Here is a 17,677-nt window from a genome sequence, read left to right on the forward strand (position 1 = left end):
TAGCACCACGAGACTTTACGATCAGATCAAACGGTGAGAACAGCAAAAACAGAGTCCTCACTTCTCACATCTTGAGAAAAACGAAAATAATATCACGAATGACCATGAGCACAATTTTTGAAATCAAACAAAAACTTATCTCACAAGCCGATAAAATAGCAGAAATGCTTCTTCCCCAAGGGCACAAACGAGGCAACAATTGGATTGTAGGCAACACACGTGGTGAAGCTGGTCAAAGTTTATCGATTTGCTTGAGTGGTAGTAAAGCAGGACTTTGGTATGATTTTGCAGAAAGCACAGGAGGAGATCTTTTAGACCTTTGGTGTGAAGTCAAAGGCATTAGCCTTTCTCAAGCCTTAGAAGAAGCACGCGCGACTCTCAATCTGACACGCCCCAAACCCTTTATGGCGCCCCATCGTTCCTATCGCCGTCCACCGGTTCCTACAGGGCAGAGCCCGCAGAATCTTGTAAAAACCTATCTCCACGAAGAACGCCGCATTCCTCTAGAAATTATAAAGCGTTACCGCATAGGAGAAAATGGCAAAAAAATCATTTTCCCCTTTTATAAACCCGACGGCACCCTTGCTTTAGTCAAAGAACGGCTTGCACAAACGGGAGCAAAAACCAAACCAACAGCCTCCCAATGTGAACCGATTTTATTTGGTTGGCAAGCTCTTTACCCCACAAACCACACCTCCACGCAGGCGCTCCAACAGGCACCCCAACACACACCTCAGCAGGTACCCTCAACCAACCACCCCTCCACGCAGGCGCCCCAGCAAGCATTCCAACACACACCTCAGCAGGTACCCTCCAACCACCCCTCCACACAGGCGCCCCAGCAGGCACCCCAAAACACCGCCTCAACCAACCCCACCTCCACACACACACACCAAAACACCACCTCAACCAACCACGCCTCCACACAAGCGCCCCAAAACACCACCTCAACCAACCACCCCTCCACACAAGCGCCCCAAAACACCGCCTCAACCAACCCCACCTCCACACAGGCGCCCCAAAACACCGCCTCAACCAACCACGCCTCCACACAGGCGCCCCAAAACACCACCTCAATCAACCCCACCTCCACACACACACACCAACAGGCACCCACACACACCCCCCAACAGGCGCCATTTCCCATTCTTTCTTCAACAAACCGTACCATTGTTATCACTGAAGGAGAAATTGATGCGCTATCCTTAGCCGCCTATGGATATCCGGCGGTTTCTGTTCCCTTTGGAGGAGGCAGTGGAGGAAAACACAACTGGATTGAAAATGAATTTGATCATTTAGAATCTTTTGAAACGATTTTTTTAGCCACCGATATGGATCCGCCCGGAGAAGAAGCAGCCCGTGAGATTGCCAGCAGGCTTGGACGCCACCGTTGCTACCGTGTCCGTTTACCCCTTAAAGATGCCAATGACTGTTTAACCGCAGGGATCGATAAAGCCACCATAAAAGCCGCCTTTTCCTCAGCACAAAGCTTTGCACCAGAAGGTTTACGGCGCGCCTCAGACTATAAAGATCAAGTGATTGGGCTTTTTTGGCCAGAGCCTGAAAAACATCTTGGTTATACGGTTCCCTATCCTAAACTGAAGGACAAATTGCATTTCCGCCCAGCAGAATTAACGCTCTGGAGCGGTGCGAGTGGTGCAGGTAAAAGCCAATTATTATCAGATTGTATTCCCCATTGGATTGCACAAAAGAGTCGCCTTTGCTTAGCGTCTCTAGAAATGAAAGGAGAACAATCGCTTCGCCGTTTAACCAAACAAACGGGCGGCTTAGAACAGCCTACAAAAGAGACGATTGAACGGATTCTTCATTTTTTAGACGAAGGGCTTATTCTTTATGAACATGTTGGCAAATCAAGCGTTGACACCTTGCTTGAAGTCTTTGACTATTGTCGTGCGCGCTATGGCTGCGATCAATTTATCATCGACAGTTTGATGCGGCTTGGCATTGCCTCTGATGATTATGCAAGACAAGAACAAGCCGTTTATAAAATGGTTGATTGGGCTGTTTTAAACAGTGTGCACATCCACCTTGTCGCCCATGCCCGCAAAGGCGGTCTGGATAAAGATATCCCCAGCACAGAAGACATTAAAGGCGCCTCAGAAATTGGCGCCAATGCCTTTAACATCATCACCATTTGGCGCAATCGACCGTTGGAAGATAAAATCTTTGCCGCCTCTCTCGCACAAGAAAAAGCAGATTTAGCCAAACGCCCAGGTGTCATTATGAATATTGCCAAACAACGTTCTGGTGATTTTGAAGGCAAAATAGGGCTTTGGTTTGATCCCCAAACTTATCGCTATCGCTGTTCTTTTGAACAATCATTCCCTCGACGTTATCTGTAATGCCCCATAAACCCCACTCTCTTTAAAAACGCCTCCGCTTTCAAACGCGCACGTCTTGCTCCCACAGAAACAACAGGAAGGATCAATCCACAAATGATGAAAAACACCCAATCCTTCGCGAACCAAAGCCTGCTCAACCCTAGATTCTCTGCTCCCAAACGCAAACAAAAAAAGGTCGCTCCAACAACGGCGCAAAACACCACCCCCTTCAATAACCACAAACAACGCGTCACCACCCCATCTCGCCGCCCCCTCATATGCAAAATCAAGAACCACTCCAACAGTGCAGCAAACACGATCCCCATCAAGGACAGAAGTCCCCATGGTATGTCCATACTCTCCATCCCCCAAAGAGCTAAAAAAAGGACGACTCCTAAAATGCAATAAAACAGCACTTCCTTCAAAAAGAGGGAAACACCACAAATACAATAAAACGCCGCCCGCCACCACGAAATATCGAAGCGCTTGGAAACCTTATAAGTACTAATAACGACAACAATAAAAAGGTAGGAAAATACCAACAACAGCAAAAAAAACAAATCGTTCGACATCACATACCCCTCACAGCAAGCCCATTAAAGATCACACCCATAAGACAAAAAACACACCCTACTTTAAGAACCAAGCCCATAGAACACGCGCACGCCTTGCTCCCTCACAAACAAAAGGAAGGGTAAATCCAAAAATGAATAAAAACACCCTCTCATCCGAGAACCAAAGCCAGCTCAACCCTAGATTCTCTGCTCCCAGACGGGTAAAAAAAAGAATTGGTGCCAAAATGCAGCAAAACAGCACAAAATTCAAAGCACGCAACGACCTCTGTAGCACCGTATCACCTTGCTCGCGTATAAAGAACCCCAAGAGCACTTTCAACAATAAAGACAAGAGCAAAACCTTTAAGAATACCGCCCTTATGCTATCCATATCCCTGACGCCCACAGCAGCGAACCACAGGATAAAGCCCATCATGCAACAAAACATGACCGCCTTTAAGAACACTTGCCCCGCCACAGGCATACTCTTGACGCCCAGATGCACCAAACCAAGGACAGTTGCAAAAATGCAAGAAAACACCGCCCCCTTCAAGAGCAGCTCCCCATCAACAGCGCGCCTGCCCACGCCCACATAAACAAAACCAAGGTAGGTGGCAAGGGCGCCATAAAGCACCACCCATCTCCAAAACATCCACTCTGTAACAGAGCGACGCTTTGCTCCCTTATAAATAAAAACCAAGGCCAGAGCAAAAAAGCAGAAAAACCAAGACAACAGCCAAAACATCACATTGTTCGACATCAAATACCCCTCACAGAAAGAACATCAAAGATCACGCCCGTGGAAAAGAAAAATGCTCATTTTTTTAAGCCCCCCAACAGTACACGCACACACCGTACCCCTTCCAAAACAAACAAAGGAACGAATCCAACACTGCTCACAAACACCCCATTGTTAAAGATCAAAAACCAGTGCCCCCATATGCTTGGCTCCGTTATACGCCAATCCAACAACGCAGGAAAACACCGCTAACTTCAAAAACATGTCCCGCGCAACCACCATACGCCCCGCTCCTTCATCAATAAAAATCAGAGACCATGCCAAAAATGCAGCAAAAGATCAATCCTTTTCAAAGAATGAAAGCCTAAACCCAAGACGTTTTGCCCCTAGAAAAATAAGCCCAAGGATAAGACCAAAGACAACGCCAAAAAGAATGTAAAAAACCCACTTGTTTGAAAACCACACCTGAGCCAAACCAAAATGCTCAGCTTTCGCATAAACAAACTTAGAGGTCACGCCAACAAAGAATGCAAGCACCCCACCCTTAAAAAAGCCTTCCTTGTAACCCCGAAAGACCTCATTGCCGCATAAATAGAAACAAAGACAAGAGCAACAAAGCAGAAAAACCCCAACCACTGCCAAAACATCAAATCGTTCGACATCAAATACCCCTCACAGAAAGAACATCAAAGACCACGCCCGTGGGAAAGAAAAATGTTCATTTTTTTAAGCACCCCAACAGTACACGCATACACCGTACCCCCTCCAAAACAAACAAAGGAACGAATCCAACACTGCTCACAAACACCCCATCGTTCAAGAACCCCCCATTGTTCAAGAACCAATGCGTGCTCCAGCCCATATGCTTTACTCCCACATGTGCCAACCCAACGACAGTGCCAATAATGCAAGAAAACACCACCCACTTGAAGCACCACACCCCACGCGATATCCATTTACCCCGCACCCTCATAAGCAAAACCAAGGACAGCGCCAGCAATGCAACAAACACCGCTCCTATCACTAAAAATTCCCATGATATATCAAAACGCTTTACTCCCTTATAAGCAAAGCCAAGAACCACTACAGCAATGGCGCAAAACACCACAGCCTTGAAAAACACGCCCCACGATACAGTCCTACTATTTGCTCCCACAACAATAAAACAAAGGACAGCGCCAGCAATGCAAGAAAGCTCCATCCCCTGCCAAAACACCTCCCACGTAATAGCCGGTCGCCCCGCATCTTCATAAGCAAAACCAAGGACCATGCCAACAACGCCGCAAAACGCCAGCCCCTTTAAAAACATGTCCCGCGCAACCACCATACGCCCCGCTCCTTCATCAATAAAAATCAGAGACCATGCCAAAAATGCAGCAAAAGATCAATCCTTTTCAAAGAATGAAAGCCTAAACCCAAGACGCCTTGCCCCTCTATAAATAAGAGCAAGGACAAAGCCCAAAAGGACATAAAACACCCACTTGTTTGAAAACCACACCTGAGCCAAACCAAAATGCTTAGCTTGCTTATAAACAAAATCAGAGACAGCAGCCAAAATGAAGCTCAACAACACCATCTTGAGGAACAAACCCTTCGTTATACCCCGCCGCTGCATTACTTCATAACCCAACATAAGGAAAATACTGGGAATGCCATAAAACGCCATAGCTCGTAAAAATACGCCCCACGTCATCCCCAACGCCTTCATTTCCACATAAACAGCCACAGAGACATAGGCTACAATACAGCTAAACACCAATCCCTTCAAAGACAAAAGCCCGCGCAACATCATGCCATTCCCCCATCAAGTCATTCAAGGAAAATCCACCATGCGACAAAACACCCCTCTTTTCAAGAACCAAATCCATGGGGCTTCCCACACACAAGCGCAACAGTCCAAGTCACCCCCAAGAGCGCATACCCACACGGCACACTCCAACACATGTCTTCCTCTCATCCCCCTCTTTTGCCTAGAGCAAGCAACATTTTTTAAAAACGAGAAGCAAAATTAAAATTTTTAAGGAGATGCTATGACCCATAAGCAGAAAAAAAATATGCAAACCTGCCCGCTTGATCATCAAAATCAAGAAAAGCACATTGGTCATTTAAAGACGCAAGAAATCCCTGTTGAAACGCGTAATCCTTATTTTAAACCCAATCATCGAGAAAGTTCCAGCAACCCGCGCACCATCAATGCCATTGCCAATGCACAAAGCCATCCCATTGCGCTTTTATATGCGAAAGGACATCTCAGCAAAGCCCAATATAAAGCGGCAGAACGTTTTTATTTTTACTGGCGTCAAAGCCAAGCCGATCTCCACATGAGCCTTGACTACACCCGTGAAAAGGTTTCCTGTAGCCAAGGGTACACACACCCTATTGAACGTCAAATAGAAGCCTCCAATCATTTAAGAACAATCAAAGTTCAACTGGGTATTCTTGGCTATTCACTGCTTGAACGCGTTATCGGCCATGGACAAGCGATAAAAGAATTAAGTTCTTCAAAACGCAAACAAAACTCCCTTGCCGATCATTTACGAGATTGTTTAGACTTGCTCGCATTTCATTGGGGATATGCAAACCATAAACATTTTGAATAATCCCCCTCCTCGCCATTTTAAGCGGTCTCCCATCCTTCCCCGCCCCCTCTAAAGAAACCTCCCCCACACGGGCTCAACCATTGAGCAGCTCTCGCCCCTATTTCCATTACCTTGCCCCCCACACCCAAAAGGACAATACTTCACCCCCACACATACTTAAGATACACCCCACACTCTTAAAAACAAAAAGCCTTCCCCCATATCAGTCCTATAATCATGAGGGGCTCTTAATTCGTTTTTGATTGAAGAATATTATCAAGATGCTTGCATGTATCATAATATTTTTAAATATAGTTTAATTAATATCGAGTCTTAAAACAAATATTCAATTGAAAAAAGTATTACGTTTTAATGCAAAATGACAAAATTTTTTGTAAAAAGTATTTTTTATATTGCTATTTTTTCAATTCTCTGCTAAGTATAATGTGGTAGGTTCTTTAAGTATGATTTTTTGTATTTAGTACGGCCTTTTGAATTTATTCTTTTTTGACACGTCCTGCGAGTCAATGTTAAAATTCTCCTGCTTTTTGGTCCTCTGATTGCGACGGAGGACTTTTTTTTTATAACTGTACTTTTTTATGACTGTATTGTCTTAAATCACTTCCTTATGAGCTTTGTGATAATTCCTCCATAAGGTTTACCCGCAAAATAGATCATTCTTTTGTCAAATTGACTTGCGTTCCATTCTTAAAGAACAAAGATTCTTAACTCAATCTGATTTACAAACAGCTTGGATACACTTCCCTCTTGGTTTGCCATTCCCTCTTGGCTTCTATTCAGGTTTTTCCGCTAAACTCAAGGCGCAACAGAATCTTGCTCTGTCTTAAAGATTCACCACGCCCTTAAAAAAACACTTAAAACATATCCAAGGAAGCTTGCTTCATATCACCAAACCTCAAATGACCGTGTTTTACGGCATAACAGAATGACTTAACTATTGGATAACTTTCTTTATCGCCCCCCAACAGGTTGATGTATCACGACAACATATTGATTTATAATCATCATATCCCGTTATCCATATAAAATTAAGAGACGCAGATATCATAGGGATTCTCTCATTTTAAATTTATTTCATGTTGCATCAATCAACACCTTGTCTTTCCACATTACAAACATGAGAGACATATGAAATAACGCACTTCAAAGATTTCAAAGATAAAGAATCAAAATGCCTCTTATGAACACGCTCAAGAGCCAAAGGCTGTCATCATATGAGGCGCGAATAGCATGATAATGTGCTGGCTTTTCCTTATGAGATTTTAAAGAAGGACTTATCCACTTCACAAGAGATTTCTCCATTATCAGATTTACCAATATCTCCAATCACCAATATAATTGTGATGATAAGATAACATAATGTTTTTAAACAAGTAGGTAAATGTGCAACACAAGTATATTCTATTTAGAACATTCTGTTTTATGTGAGTCGCGTAAACTCCCATTAAAAACAAAATCCCCCATTAAAAACAAAATCCCTATGAGAAAAAATCTAAAGCGTGAAGATAAAAACATGAGACAAGTGTGATTCCATTCAGATATTGCTCTTTAACCGTCAAACCGAATAAAAATAGATCCGGAAAATATGTTAATCTTCCTACCTTAAGAGATAAACTAAGAATATAGACAACATCTCTCCTAACATTCCCCTTTTTCTAGCATCGCTTAAGAAGCAAAAGTTATACAGCTTATTTTGTCATATTATAAAGCACTGTTTTTTAAGGCGGTATTGAAGCAGTTAAAACAATTGAAGTGTTTAGCCAACGCCATCGCCATTAGCAAAGCTAAAAAAACAAACTGTTGAAAAGCCGTGCATATCTTGTGTAAACACAAAAAAAACAAGAAAAAGGCACAAAAATATCTCAATTTTTATAAAAATACATCAGCGTCTTTTACGATTGTATTGACGAACAACCCTTATCACATAATCATCTTAAATATTGAGAATAAAGAATGAATAGCCCTCGCAAATACAGCAACCTATCAATAAAAATATAAAAACAAATCTTTTTGTTATCTCTGTTTCTTATGGAATATGCCTTTCCCTATGGATGCACTTTAGCCTCCAAAGAGTGCATTCAATCCATGGAAAGGACGCACTCTAGCCCTCAAAAGAGTGCATCCTTCCCCTCAACGGATACCGCCGAACCCTCATAAAGGCAGTATCCAATCTATAAGAGGATGCACTCTAGCCTTCAAAAGAGTGCATCCTTCCCCTCAACGGAGACTGCCAAACCCTCATAAGGCAGTATCCAATCTATAAGAGGATGCACTCTAGCCTTCAAAAAGAGTGCATCCTTCCCCTCAACGGAGACCGCCTCAACCCTCATGAGGCAGTATCCAATCTATAAGAGGATGCACTCTAGCCTTCAAAAAGAGTGCATCCTTCCCCTCAAGAGATACCTCCGACCCTCAAAGGAGGCATCCAATCTATAAGAGGATGCACTCTAGCCCTCAAAAGAGTGCATCCTTCCCCTCAACGGAGACTGCCAAACCCTCATAAAGGCAGTATCCAATCTATAAGAGGATGCACTCTAGCCCTCAAAAGAGTGCATCCTTCCCCTCAACGGAAACTGCCAAACCCTCATAAAGGCAGTATCCAATCCATGGAAAAGATGCACTCCGCCTTCAATAGAGTGAATCCTTCCCTTCAAGGGTTTTACTCAATTTTCATCGCATCTCATTTTTATGAACCCTCATTTTTATGAATCCTTGGTCAAAGGCACAAAAAGAAGTTTGCTAGCAACCATTGTATCACCCACCTTATGGGATTCCACTTGCCTACAGAGCTTTCAAACTTTTTTACGCCTTCATAAAATCGAATCTGAAAGAATTCATTAAGGCAATTAAGAGTAAATTTTGTCAAAATATAGACAAAGTTTATTCTTTTTTGTGATTGTTGTATTTTTACTATAGTTATTTAAATCGAATTTATATATGATACGTATCGATATTTATTTATCGAAATAAATATAGGAGAAAAACTATGAATATCAGATATTTTTTCATAGCTGGGGCTATTACAAGTGGTTTAGCTCTCGCGATTCAAAAATCTGATCGTATAGTCAATAAACAACCCTCTCCTATTGTTGCTCCTTATACTATTGAGAAAACAAATTTACATTTTGTTAAACAAGTAAGGGACACATCGGATACATTGAATATACTGAGAGTCAGTAATAGAAGCGCATCAGAACAAGCATCAATCGACGATATATACGATAAAGCAGAAAATTTATTGAATGCACTAGCTGGTTTTTTAGGATCACTTATTATATATTTCGTACAACTTGTTGCTACTAGAATATAAGATACAAAAAGTTCTTAAAGTAAGGTTATATACATTTTGTATATATTGTAAAATTTAAATAAAAAGGCCCTTTATAAAATAGGGCCTTTTTTAGTTTAATTTTTCCTTTGTTTTAGTTTAGTTTTTATTGTGTTTTTATTTTTATTGGCCAAATATCATCGCCTTCAAAAATGCCATTTTTACTTGTCTCACATCTCAAATGACAAAGGCTCTAACTCCCTAGCTTCGCTCCCATAGCGCTTTCGTTAATAAGGGTCCGCAATCTTCTTGTTCTTCCCAAAAATTCTTCTGTTTTCAAGAAAATGACCATGCATCTTCTCTGTCATCGGATTGGCTTACAGATCTCCATGAAGCAGACTGAAAAACACAAAAACACCATAACTTTTTATATTAATATCACCATACTGAAACACTGTTGAAGCTTAACAAGCGCTGCTTCATTGGCAAGGACTTCTTAAAAAGACAAAAAATACCTCAAAGGCAAAAGAGCTTAACACTGCTCAAAAATGCCATTTTTTGCCTTCCTCTCACCTCAAATGACAAAGGCTCTACCCCCTAGCTTCCCCCCATAGCACTTTAGTCAATAGAGCTTCCCCATAGCGCTTTAGTCAATGGACCTTCCCCATAGCGCCTTTAGTCAATGGACCTTCCCCATAGCGCCTTTAGTCAATGGACCTTCCCTCATACCGCTTAAATAAGGCGCTTGAATAAGCGATAATTTATGAGAATTTTCTAACAAAACAACAAAACCATCTTAAAGAAGAGAGTAGAATTTATAATTGATTTTTTCCCCTATTCTTGAGGATCAAGCCATTTTCAGTCTATTTTTTTAATCTTGGCTATTATTCTTGATTTTTCGAGCCCTTTATTTTGCTCTGGTAAAAAAGGTGTGAAAGCGCCATGATTGAGACGCTTTCACAGCTTTTAAATAAAAGTGCTTTTCTTCAACAGGAAAGTACAACACTAATCAATTTTTATATCCATAAATGCGATTTTACCATCTTTAATATAAGTAATATCAGGAGCATGTTTTACCCCTTCTGCTTCAAACACGAACTGTTCATCACTCACCCCTTCAAACCCTTGTTCCCTTAATTCTTGTTTTTTCTTCTCAACTAATTTTTTATGAAAATCTCGTTTTTGATTACACAAATTAAGGTTTCTATCTCTAAAAAGCTGATAGTCCATGGCTATAGACCACTTCTCAGCAACCCGTTCCAGTAGATCGTAACTGAACTTTCCTTCCCTTTTCACTTCTTGAGCAATCACCATCGCGCGTTCCAAATAGACTTTTTCAATGGTTTCATCAAAGCCAAGCTGGTCCCCTGCCGTAAAACTTTCATCATAAGAAGCTAAAGTCTCAACATCGCCCAGCAAGGCAAGAGCAGCAAGATGCAGCAAAGCATAAGGTGCGAACTCTACGTCTCCATCCGTTGCCCATGATAAAGAATCTTTTTCCCAAGGGGGAATACCATATTGAGAGCGAAACATTTCATGCAAAGAATCATCTTCCATTGTCCATTTTAAAGTTTTATCGAGTGCTTTCTTTAAAAGCTGAGCGCTCACTTTTTCTTCAAAAATTTCCAATCCATTGGGTACAAAATTCATAAATACCGTTGGCACAACCCCAGAATTATGAGGATTAATCGTCTGACAAGCCGCCGCAAAAATACCGCTCATAATTAAAAGTCCGCGATCAAAAGGCGAAAACTCTTCCACTCGTTTCTCGTTATAAAGAAACTGCACTTCGCGATCTGGTAAAAAGAGGGTTGCCAAATAATCTCCCTTTCCCTCGATTTCCACCGACCATCCCAAGCTTTTTAAAAGCCCTGTTGCACTTTCTATCGTGAGAATTTCATCATCATCATAATCGGCAGAGAACTCTTTTTCCTTTAGTTGCAAACGCCTCTCCTGCAGCACGGCTTCATCTTTCCAAAACTGCTGCGTTGCAAGATCATTTTCTTGAAGCACTCTTTCCAGCTCGCCTTTCACTTGGAAATTCATTTTCATCCGTTTGAAGACAGAGGTATAAAGAGCTAAAACAAGCATGATAATGATCATGCAAATAACAATCATCACCCAAAACAGGGGATCTAATAGAAATACGGCTATAGGATCACTGTTCATTTTTCCCCTCTCAGTCTTTACAAAGCCCGTGCGACAGAGAGCTTATGTGCTCTCGCACAGAGATTGCTTCTTCTAGTTTCTGAATATTTTTGTACAACTCACCCGTCACTTTGGTGCGAAGCCGTAACATCACCGGAATCAAGAAAAGTGCACAAACCGTTATGATGTCCGTTGTTTTAAAGAGAACGGCATGCACAACATATTGCCACCCTGTCAGCTGCCAATTCAATACACCTGGTATTTCTAGAACCATTTTCCACATGATAATGAGAACCGCAATAGCAAAGATAATTTTATAATCCTTTGCTGAGAGCAACACGTGCTGGAGCGAAAAAGAATGCGCTCCTTTATGCGTTTCTTGCTCTGATGTCCAATTTTGCTCCTTCATGTATTCCCCTCTCACTCTTGATGAAAAGACCCGTGTGACAGAGAGCTTATTTGCTCTCACACAGAGATTGCTTCTTCTCGTTTCTAGATCTTTTTTTCCAATTTACGCATTATGATGATGCAAAACCCAAATATCACCGAAATCAAGAAAAGTACACAGGCCGTTATGGCTTACGTCATAATAAAAATAATAATATTCCTGCTACCTTGCCACCCTCTTACCTTCCTCACATTGCAAACAATAAAGATTTTCAAACCACACCAATCTGTAAACAATAGTCACAATTCAGCTTTTTCTTCCTAAAAATTCTCCTATTTTCAAGAAAATGACCCTGCATCCCCACTTCAATAGGATTCATTTCAAAGCTTGAATGAACAAGGCTCCTAAAAATACGAAAACAACCCATATACCGCGCGCCCCTACAAGCAAAACCGTTCCTTCCTCACGCCTCAAACGATAAAGTAAGTCCCAAGCACTCACTCTAGGCTCTAAACCCCACGGGCTCTTATTCCCTTTAATCAACACTGATCCATAATCGGCTTTTCTTCCACTCAATGCCACCCAACACTGCTCCTTTAAAGCAATGTTTACGGACAACCCATAAAAAAACACCAAAACATATCAGAGGCAAAATGGTATAGAGAGCAATCCCTATAAAGGCTGAATCTCTCATAATTTCTTCATTATTTTTTCCCTCTCATGACTTCTCAAGCGCTGTATCCTGTTCTTGCAAGACGTTTTTCAGTTCTTTTCTTAAACAGCGATACGTTCTCACCTGCTTAAAGACACCATAATAAAGTTCTAAAATCATCATGGGAATACAAGCAACCCACAGTGTCACGAACAGAAGCACGAGACCGAATATTGTAACAAGAATATCGTCCATTTTCCAGTTCACACTTTCTTTATATCGATCCTTTTGATCGGTTATTTTACCCCGTTGCTGGTTTATTTCTTTCAATTTTTGAGTATTTTTTCTCAACAAAAGCCACAATGTTATGAAGAGTATCAACATAACTGGAAACAAGACCCAAACACACACTATAATAACTTGCCAAAACGCACACAGAGAGAGAAAAAGAGGTGTATCCTGCCACCCTGTCAAGTTCTCTTGGCTACCTAAGGATGGAAGAAAGAAAATCCTGTTGCACAACTCAATAATGAGCGAGAGGAACCAAATGACAACATACTCTTGCACAGAAAAATAATCTTTCTCGAAAAAATGGCGCAGTCCATTATAAAATGCTGAATTTTTCCCCTTCATTGCTCTTCCTTTTTATGAAAAACGCATTTTTTATCTCATGCCCGCTCTTTTAAGAACCACGAAAAGTGCGATGCATGGCGCTTCCCTTGTTTTCAACAAAAAACCCCAATTTTCTAAAAGCGTGGTTGCTCTTCCCAATGATTAAGAGCATCCTCCTCATTACAAACCTGATAGGCTTCTTTATCCTCTTTGCCTGATGATTTTCCAACCATCCCCTCTTTCTTGTGTCACGAGAGCTTCTAAACGTTGCCTCTCCCCCCTCACAATAGCGACAAAAGCGCTTTATAGCTAGGCAAGCGCCTTGTCACTCTCTTTATCTTACGCGTTTTAATTCCCGTCTCACTTTACGATACGTTCTCACCTGCTTAAAGACACCATAATAAAGTTCTAAAATCATCATGGGAATACAAGCAACCACCAATGTCACGCACATAAGCACGAAAACAAATATCATGACAAGAATATCGTCCATTTTCCAGTTCACACTTTCTTTATATCGATCCTTTTGATCGGTTATTTTACCCCGTTGCTGGTTTATTTCTTTCAATTTTTGAGTATTTTTTCTCAACAAAAGCCACAATGTTATGAAGAGTATGTACAGAACTGGAAACAAGACCCAAACACACACTATAATAACTTGCCAAAACGCACACAGAGAGAAAAAAAGGGGTGTATCCTGCCACCCTGTCAAGTTCTCTTGGCTACCCAAAGATGAGAGAAAGAAAATCCTGTTGCATAGCTCAATAATGAGAGAGAGAAAACAAATGACAACACGCTCTTTCTCAGAAAAAACACTTTTTTCGAAAAAATAGCGTAGTCCATTATAAAATGCTGAATTTTTCCCCTTCATTGCTCTTCCTTTTTATGAAAAACGCATTTTTTTATCTCATGCCCGCTCTTTTAAGAACCACGAAAAGTGCGATGCATGGCGCTTCCCTTATTTTCAATAAAAACCCCAAACTTTCTAAAAGCGCGGTTGCTCTTCCCAATGATTAAGAGCATCTTCCTCATTACAAACCTGATAGGCTTCTTTATCCTCTTTGCCAGATGATTTTCCAACCATCCCCTCTTCTTGTGTCACGAGAGCTTCTAAACATTGCCTCTTACCCCTCACGATAGCTACAAAAGCGCCTTGTCACTCTCTTTATCTTACGCGTTTTAATGCCCGTCTCACTCTACAATACGTTCTCACGCGCTTGAAAACAAAATAATAAAATTCTAAAATGAGCATGACAACACCCGCAGGAAAAAAGACTTCTAGCAGAAATATCAACCAAAAGTATACGATAAAAAAACAGCTTATTTTTTCTCTATCCTTTTTTACCGGATTATTTTGTTGATCGGTTGTGTGCCCCCGTTGCTGGATAGCCTCATCCAACTGCTGAATCTTTTTTTTCAACAAATACGTTAAGATGAGATAAAGCACCAATAAAACAGGTATCAAGGCAACAACACACACCATGATAACTTCACGCAGCACAAAGAGCGCCAAAAGAGCGCTATCCTGCGATACACTCAACGACCACTTGGATTCTAATGGGATCAAAAGAGCTTTATGACCTATCCCAATAAGGATAGAAATAAGCCAAATGATAATATGGTCTTTATAAGAACGAAATGATTTTCCAAAAACAACAGAGCACAGTTTGTTATAAAATGTGGAATTTTCCCCCTTCATTTGCTCTTCCTTTTTATACAACTGTTTGTCCTTGACTTTTATAAGAACACGAACAATCTCTCAAGTAAAATTCCGTCCATTGTCGTCAAACAGAATACCCCAGAGAACACTCGTATTGCATATTTTATGTTGCCAATAGTTTTGCCAATTCACGTGCTTGTTTAAAAAAAACACCTCTCAACACTTGCAAACCAACGCGTATCACCCCCATTTCATGAACAGCCCCCATGAAGGGGATAACAATAGCGCCCCCATGAATATATCCCCTTACTATAAACTCTATCACCCCTATTGTTTCAGTAAAAAATGTAATCCGGCGCCATTCATATACGCCCCCTGCGGCCTCTACAATAGCCTTACCCTCCCTTGTAATACGGGGCACGCCATAACTCCATTCCTCAACACGGACAACCCCCAATTACCGCTCCTACAACAACCCCACTCCTGCCCCAAAAACAGACATATCTAGGCTTTTACGATAGCCCTTATCCCTTGAAAAGACAGAAGCATTTTTATTCTTTTCTCAATTATTTTCCGCCCACTTAAGACATGAAAAAAGCAACTTCCATTGATGCGCAAATGATCGCGCAATAAGAGCATTTGAAATGAGAAAATCTTACAACTTTCTTATTCCAATTAAAAAGGCTCAATGATCATTCAAAATACGATGATATCTTCCATTTTTCATTAGAGTTCTTGCAAGCCAATAGCTTAGAATATATTCATAAAAGCGCTTCTAAAACACGAGACAGCCGCTACTTTTGAGATCAAGCATTTTAATATTAATGAAAGCACTAACATTCCCTTGCAAGTTTGAGGTGTTGTTTTGTCAACAATCTTGTTAGCATGGACTGATTCTATGATGATGCGATATCATCACAATTGCTCTTTATAAACAGCATAATGATACGCATCATTTTACTCACAATTCTTTATAAGCCTTGCGTTATAGGCTTGTGGGGAAAAGATAAAGGAGAATCCTGTTGAATATAGCAATTATTTTGGGGTCTGTGCGTCAACCTTCCTTAACAAGAACTTTAGCCAATTATTTAGCGGATTGCCTCATAAAGCGGGGTGCATCACTTCATTGGGTTGATTTGCGTGAACAGCCCTTGCCGATGACAGATCCAGATTATCATCAGCAGGTAGAGGCTAATCCAAGTGCTGCGGTCCGTGAGTTTGTCAAAACCATTGCCGCGGCTGATGGCGTTATTCTAGCAAGCCCTGTTTATCAAGGATCTTATTCGGGTGTTTTAAAAAATGCTCTTGATAATTTGAGCTATAATGCCTTTTTAAATAAACCTGTTGGGCTTATCTCTCATGGGAGTACGGCCAAAAAATGCGCACAACCGTGTGAGCATTTAGTGCCGGTGGTGCACACGCTTTATGGTTATACACTCCAATGTCAAATTGCCTCTTCCAACGAAGATTTTTCCTCAGATGATGAAGGTCGTACTTGGAAAGTTATAAGTGAAGAGGTACAAACCCGTTGTGAAAGACTTGCTGATGAAATGTACACATTTTTAAAGCAACGAGGTGGGATTTAAAGTAATAAGGGAGGGGGCATGAAAAAAAAGGATGCGCACTATCGTTATTTAGTGGTAGGGGGCACAGGGATGCTTGCTCCTTTGTATCAATCACTAAAGCCGCAAGAAGTGATTATTGCTGCACGCTTTCTTTCCCATAAAGTCCAGCTTGAGGCATTGCACAACAAACAGTTGTGCGTGTCGTTGGATTATGATTGTGCGGCATCAAAGGCGCAATTTTTAGAAGCTGTGAAGCAATGGCATGATCTAAAATATTGCATATTATGGATTCATTCGCCCGCCTATGCATTTTCTTGCGCATTAATTGAGCAGTTGGCTCTTTTGCCTAAACCGCCATGTATTCTTCATATTTTTGGTTCCAACACGCATGATCAAATGATCCTCGAGTGCGCGCGCAAAAACAAGGTTGATTTTATCCCCATTCAATTAGGACAAAAAACAACGCCCAAAGGTTTACGATGGCTGCCCCATAAGGAGATAAGCCAACAGGTACTGGATGCCATAAAAAACCATATGAATAAACAAAACTTATGATCAATACCTCTGCTTTGCAAAGAAGCAGTGCCCCTTCAATCTCTATCCATACCCGAACACCCTCTTAAATAACTCATACTCTCTACATCATAGGCTTTGAGAACGAACAATCCCCCTCCCTTACGCCTCTAAACAGCATGCCTATATCAACAGCTCCAAAACCAAACGTTTTTCTAACCCTTCTCACACGGGCTTATCCCCCTCTCACAACCATCACGGCTCTTGACCAACCACACGCCCTATTACAGTTCCACGTTTTTACGATTTTGCAAATTCACAGAAAACAACAAACTTCCGATCAACTGCCCCATTAAAGCCTATTACAAGCCTATCACCAGCCTATTCATTGCCACATCAGCCCTTTTCCCCCAACGCCCTCCATTCCCCCATTCCCCATTACCCCATTCCAATTTTGACACATTGCACAATCCAACCATCCTCCATTGGCACCTTTTCTCCCCATATCCTCCCCACAACTCTCACGGCTCTTGACCAACCACACCCGCTTTTACAGTTCCACGTTTTTACGATTTTGCAAATTCACAGAAAACAACAAACTTCCGATCAACTGCCCCATTAAAGCCTATACAAGCC

General features: G+C 41.4%; 20 protein-coding genes and 1 pseudogene. 6 read left to right on the forward strand and 15 right to left on the reverse strand.

Going from position 1 to position 17,677, the window contains the following annotated elements:
• Positions 1 to 104 precede the first annotated feature (104 nt).
• Positions 105 to 2,360 (forward strand): annotated as a pseudogene (locus ACFINM_RS05755) (toprim domain-containing protein); the annotation flags it as partial.
• Here ACFINM_RS05755 and ACFINM_RS05760 read toward each other — a convergent pair.
• From ACFINM_RS05760 to ACFINM_RS05780, 5 genes are all read right to left on the reverse strand, one after another.
• Positions 2,340 to 2,810 (reverse strand): hypothetical protein, encoded by a 471-nt coding sequence (locus ACFINM_RS05760; protein WP_375640873.1) that lies wholly within the window; start codon positions 2,808 to 2,810, stop codon positions 2,340 to 2,342. The pseudogene ACFINM_RS05755 and the gene ACFINM_RS05760 sit on opposite strands and share 21 nt — an antisense overlap.
• 162 nt (positions 2,811 to 2,972) lie before the next feature.
• Positions 2,973 to 3,656 carry a hypothetical protein gene (locus ACFINM_RS05765; RefSeq protein WP_375640874.1) on the reverse strand — a complete coding sequence of 228 codons (684 nt, stop codon included), beginning with the start codon at positions 3,654 to 3,656 and terminating at the stop codon, positions 2,973 to 2,975.
• 153 nt (positions 3,657 to 3,809) lie between these two features.
• Complete coding sequence (locus ACFINM_RS05770) at positions 3,810 to 3,959, reverse strand: hypothetical protein (RefSeq protein ID WP_375640875.1); 150 nt, start codon at positions 3,957 to 3,959, stop codon at positions 3,810 to 3,812.
• A 394-nt stretch (positions 3,960 to 4,353) separates the two neighbouring features.
• Positions 4,354 to 5,004, reverse strand: coding sequence for a hypothetical protein (locus ACFINM_RS05775; RefSeq protein ID WP_375640876.1), 651 nt, complete (start codon positions 5,002 to 5,004; stop codon positions 4,354 to 4,356).
• 15 nt (positions 5,005 to 5,019) lie between these two features.
• Positions 5,020 to 5,427 carry a hypothetical protein gene (locus ACFINM_RS05780; RefSeq protein ID WP_375640877.1) on the reverse strand — a complete coding sequence of 136 codons (408 nt, stop codon included), beginning with the start codon at positions 5,425 to 5,427 and terminating at the stop codon, positions 5,020 to 5,022.
• Positions 5,428 to 5,665: 238 nt separating this feature from the next.
• Between ACFINM_RS05780 and ACFINM_RS05785 the strand changes: the two genes are divergently transcribed.
• Positions 5,666 to 6,235, forward strand: a complete 570-nt coding sequence (locus tag ACFINM_RS05785) for a hypothetical protein (RefSeq protein WP_375621509.1) — start codon at positions 5,666 to 5,668, stop codon at positions 6,233 to 6,235.
• Between the two features lie 2,195 nt (positions 6,236 to 8,430).
• Here the strand turns inward: ACFINM_RS05785 and ACFINM_RS05790 are convergent.
• Positions 8,431 to 8,565, reverse strand: a complete 135-nt coding sequence (locus tag ACFINM_RS05790) for a hypothetical protein (RefSeq protein ID WP_375640878.1) — start codon at positions 8,563 to 8,565, stop codon at positions 8,431 to 8,433.
• Positions 8,566 to 9,221: 656 nt separating this feature from the next.
• On the opposite strand from ACFINM_RS05790, the gene ACFINM_RS05795 reads away from it, so the two are divergent.
• Positions 9,222 to 9,545 carry a hypothetical protein gene (locus ACFINM_RS05795; RefSeq protein WP_375630071.1) on the forward strand — a complete coding sequence of 108 codons (324 nt, stop codon included), beginning with the start codon at positions 9,222 to 9,224 and terminating at the stop codon, positions 9,543 to 9,545.
• A 963-nt stretch (positions 9,546 to 10,508) separates the two neighbouring features.
• Here the strand turns inward: ACFINM_RS05795 and ACFINM_RS05800 are convergent.
• The 8 genes from ACFINM_RS05800 to ACFINM_RS05835 form a co-directional block, all read right to left on the reverse strand.
• The gene (locus tag ACFINM_RS05800; RefSeq protein ID WP_375640879.1) at positions 10,509 to 11,672 is read right to left on the reverse strand and encodes a DUF6990 domain-containing protein; all 1,164 of its coding nucleotides are present in this window, start codon (positions 11,670 to 11,672) and stop codon (positions 10,509 to 10,511) included.
• Positions 11,673 to 11,682: 10 nt separating this feature from the next.
• Positions 11,683 to 12,060 (reverse strand): hypothetical protein, encoded by a 378-nt coding sequence (locus ACFINM_RS05805; RefSeq protein WP_375640880.1) that lies wholly within the window; start codon positions 12,058 to 12,060, stop codon positions 11,683 to 11,685.
• 354 nt (positions 12,061 to 12,414) lie between these two features.
• Positions 12,415 to 12,621, reverse strand: a complete 207-nt coding sequence (locus ACFINM_RS05810) for a hypothetical protein (protein WP_375621755.1) — start codon at positions 12,619 to 12,621, stop codon at positions 12,415 to 12,417.
• Between the two features lie 136 nt (positions 12,622 to 12,757).
• Positions 12,758 to 13,324 carry a hypothetical protein gene (locus ACFINM_RS05815; protein WP_375640881.1) on the reverse strand — a complete coding sequence of 189 codons (567 nt, stop codon included), beginning with the start codon at positions 13,322 to 13,324 and terminating at the stop codon, positions 12,758 to 12,760.
• Positions 13,325 to 13,637: 313 nt separating this feature from the next.
• Complete coding sequence (locus ACFINM_RS05820; protein ID WP_375640882.1) at positions 13,638 to 14,174, reverse strand: hypothetical protein; 537 nt, start codon at positions 14,172 to 14,174, stop codon at positions 13,638 to 13,640.
• A 114-nt stretch (positions 14,175 to 14,288) separates the two neighbouring features.
• Positions 14,289 to 14,438: a hypothetical protein gene (locus tag ACFINM_RS05825; RefSeq protein WP_375621752.1), complete on the reverse strand. Its 150-nt coding sequence runs from the start codon at positions 14,436 to 14,438 to the stop codon at positions 14,289 to 14,291.
• 30 nt (positions 14,439 to 14,468) lie between these two features.
• A complete protein-coding gene (locus ACFINM_RS05830) occupies positions 14,469 to 15,002 on the reverse strand; it encodes a hypothetical protein (RefSeq protein ID WP_375640883.1) in 534 nt (177 codons plus the stop codon).
• 124 nt (positions 15,003 to 15,126) lie between these two features.
• A complete protein-coding gene (locus tag ACFINM_RS05835) occupies positions 15,127 to 15,420 on the reverse strand; it encodes a hypothetical protein (RefSeq protein WP_375621750.1) in 294 nt (97 codons plus the stop codon).
• A gap of 565 nt (positions 15,421 to 15,985) precedes the next feature.
• On the opposite strand from ACFINM_RS05835, the gene ACFINM_RS05840 reads away from it, so the two are divergent.
• The 3 genes from ACFINM_RS05840 (at position 15,986) to ACFINM_RS05850 (ending at position 17,397) form a co-directional block, all read left to right on the forward strand.
• Positions 15,986 to 16,549, forward strand: coding sequence for an NADPH-dependent FMN reductase (locus ACFINM_RS05840; protein WP_375621749.1), 564 nt, complete (start codon positions 15,986 to 15,988; stop codon positions 16,547 to 16,549).
• 18 nt (positions 16,550 to 16,567) lie between these two features.
• Positions 16,568 to 17,083 carry a short-chain dehydrogenase gene (locus tag ACFINM_RS05845; protein WP_375640884.1) on the forward strand — a complete coding sequence of 172 codons (516 nt, stop codon included), beginning with the start codon at positions 16,568 to 16,570 and terminating at the stop codon, positions 17,081 to 17,083.
• 137 nt (positions 17,084 to 17,220) lie between these two features.
• On the forward strand, positions 17,221 to 17,397 hold the full coding sequence (locus ACFINM_RS05850; RefSeq protein WP_375636902.1) for a hypothetical protein: 177 nt from the start codon (positions 17,221 to 17,223) through the stop codon (positions 17,395 to 17,397).
• Between the two features lie 29 nt (positions 17,398 to 17,426).
• On the opposite strand, the gene ACFINM_RS05855 is transcribed toward ACFINM_RS05850, so the two are convergent.
• Positions 17,427 to 17,579 carry a hypothetical protein gene (locus ACFINM_RS05855; protein ID WP_375633358.1) on the reverse strand — a complete coding sequence of 51 codons (153 nt, stop codon included), beginning with the start codon at positions 17,577 to 17,579 and terminating at the stop codon, positions 17,427 to 17,429.
• Positions 17,580 to 17,677 lie beyond the last annotated feature (98 nt).

It is taken from the genome of Bartonella sp. AA168HLJHH (assembly GCF_042197365.1).
Lineage (GTDB): Bacteria > Pseudomonadota > Alphaproteobacteria > Rhizobiales > Rhizobiaceae > Bartonella.

What these genes read in the sequence shown, in the direction of transcription:
- ACFINM_RS05765 (WP_375640874.1), bottom strand. Translation starts at nt 3,656, where the DNA reads ATGTCGAACAATGTGATGTTTTGGCTGTTGTCTTGGTTTTTCTGCTTT.
- ACFINM_RS05780 (WP_375640877.1), bottom strand. Translation starts at nt 5,427, where the DNA reads ATGATGTTGCGCGGGCTTTTGTCTTTGAAGGGATTGGTGTTTAGCTGT.
- ACFINM_RS05785 (WP_375621509.1), top strand. Translation starts at nt 5,666, where the DNA reads ATGACCCATAAGCAGAAAAAAAATATGCAAACCTGCCCGCTTGATCAT.
- ACFINM_RS05790 (WP_375640878.1), bottom strand. Translation starts at nt 8,565, where the DNA reads ATGAGGGTTGAGGCGGTCTCCGTTGAGGGGAAGGATGCACTCTTTTTG.
- ACFINM_RS05795 (WP_375630071.1), top strand. Translation starts at nt 9,222, where the DNA reads ATGAATATCAGATATTTTTTCATAGCTGGGGCTATTACAAGTGGTTTA.
- ACFINM_RS05800 (WP_375640879.1), bottom strand. Translation starts at nt 11,672, where the DNA reads ATGAACAGTGATCCTATAGCCGTATTTCTATTAGATCCCCTGTTTTGG.
- ACFINM_RS05805 (WP_375640880.1), bottom strand. Translation starts at nt 12,060, where the DNA reads ATGAAGGAGCAAAATTGGACATCAGAGCAAGAAACGCATAAAGGAGCG.
- ACFINM_RS05815 (WP_375640881.1), bottom strand. Translation starts at nt 13,324, where the DNA reads ATGAAGGGGAAAAATTCAGCATTTTATAATGGACTGCGCCATTTTTTC.
- ACFINM_RS05820 (WP_375640882.1), bottom strand. Translation starts at nt 14,174, where the DNA reads ATGAAGGGGAAAAATTCAGCATTTTATAATGGACTACGCTATTTTTTC.
- ACFINM_RS05830 (WP_375640883.1), bottom strand. Translation starts at nt 15,002, where the DNA reads ATGAAGGGGGAAAATTCCACATTTTATAACAAACTGTGCTCTGTTGTT.
- ACFINM_RS05845 (WP_375640884.1), top strand. Translation starts at nt 16,568, where the DNA reads ATGAAAAAAAAGGATGCGCACTATCGTTATTTAGTGGTAGGGGGCACA.
- ACFINM_RS05850 (WP_375636902.1), top strand. Translation starts at nt 17,221, where the DNA reads ATGCCTATATCAACAGCTCCAAAACCAAACGTTTTTCTAACCCTTCTC.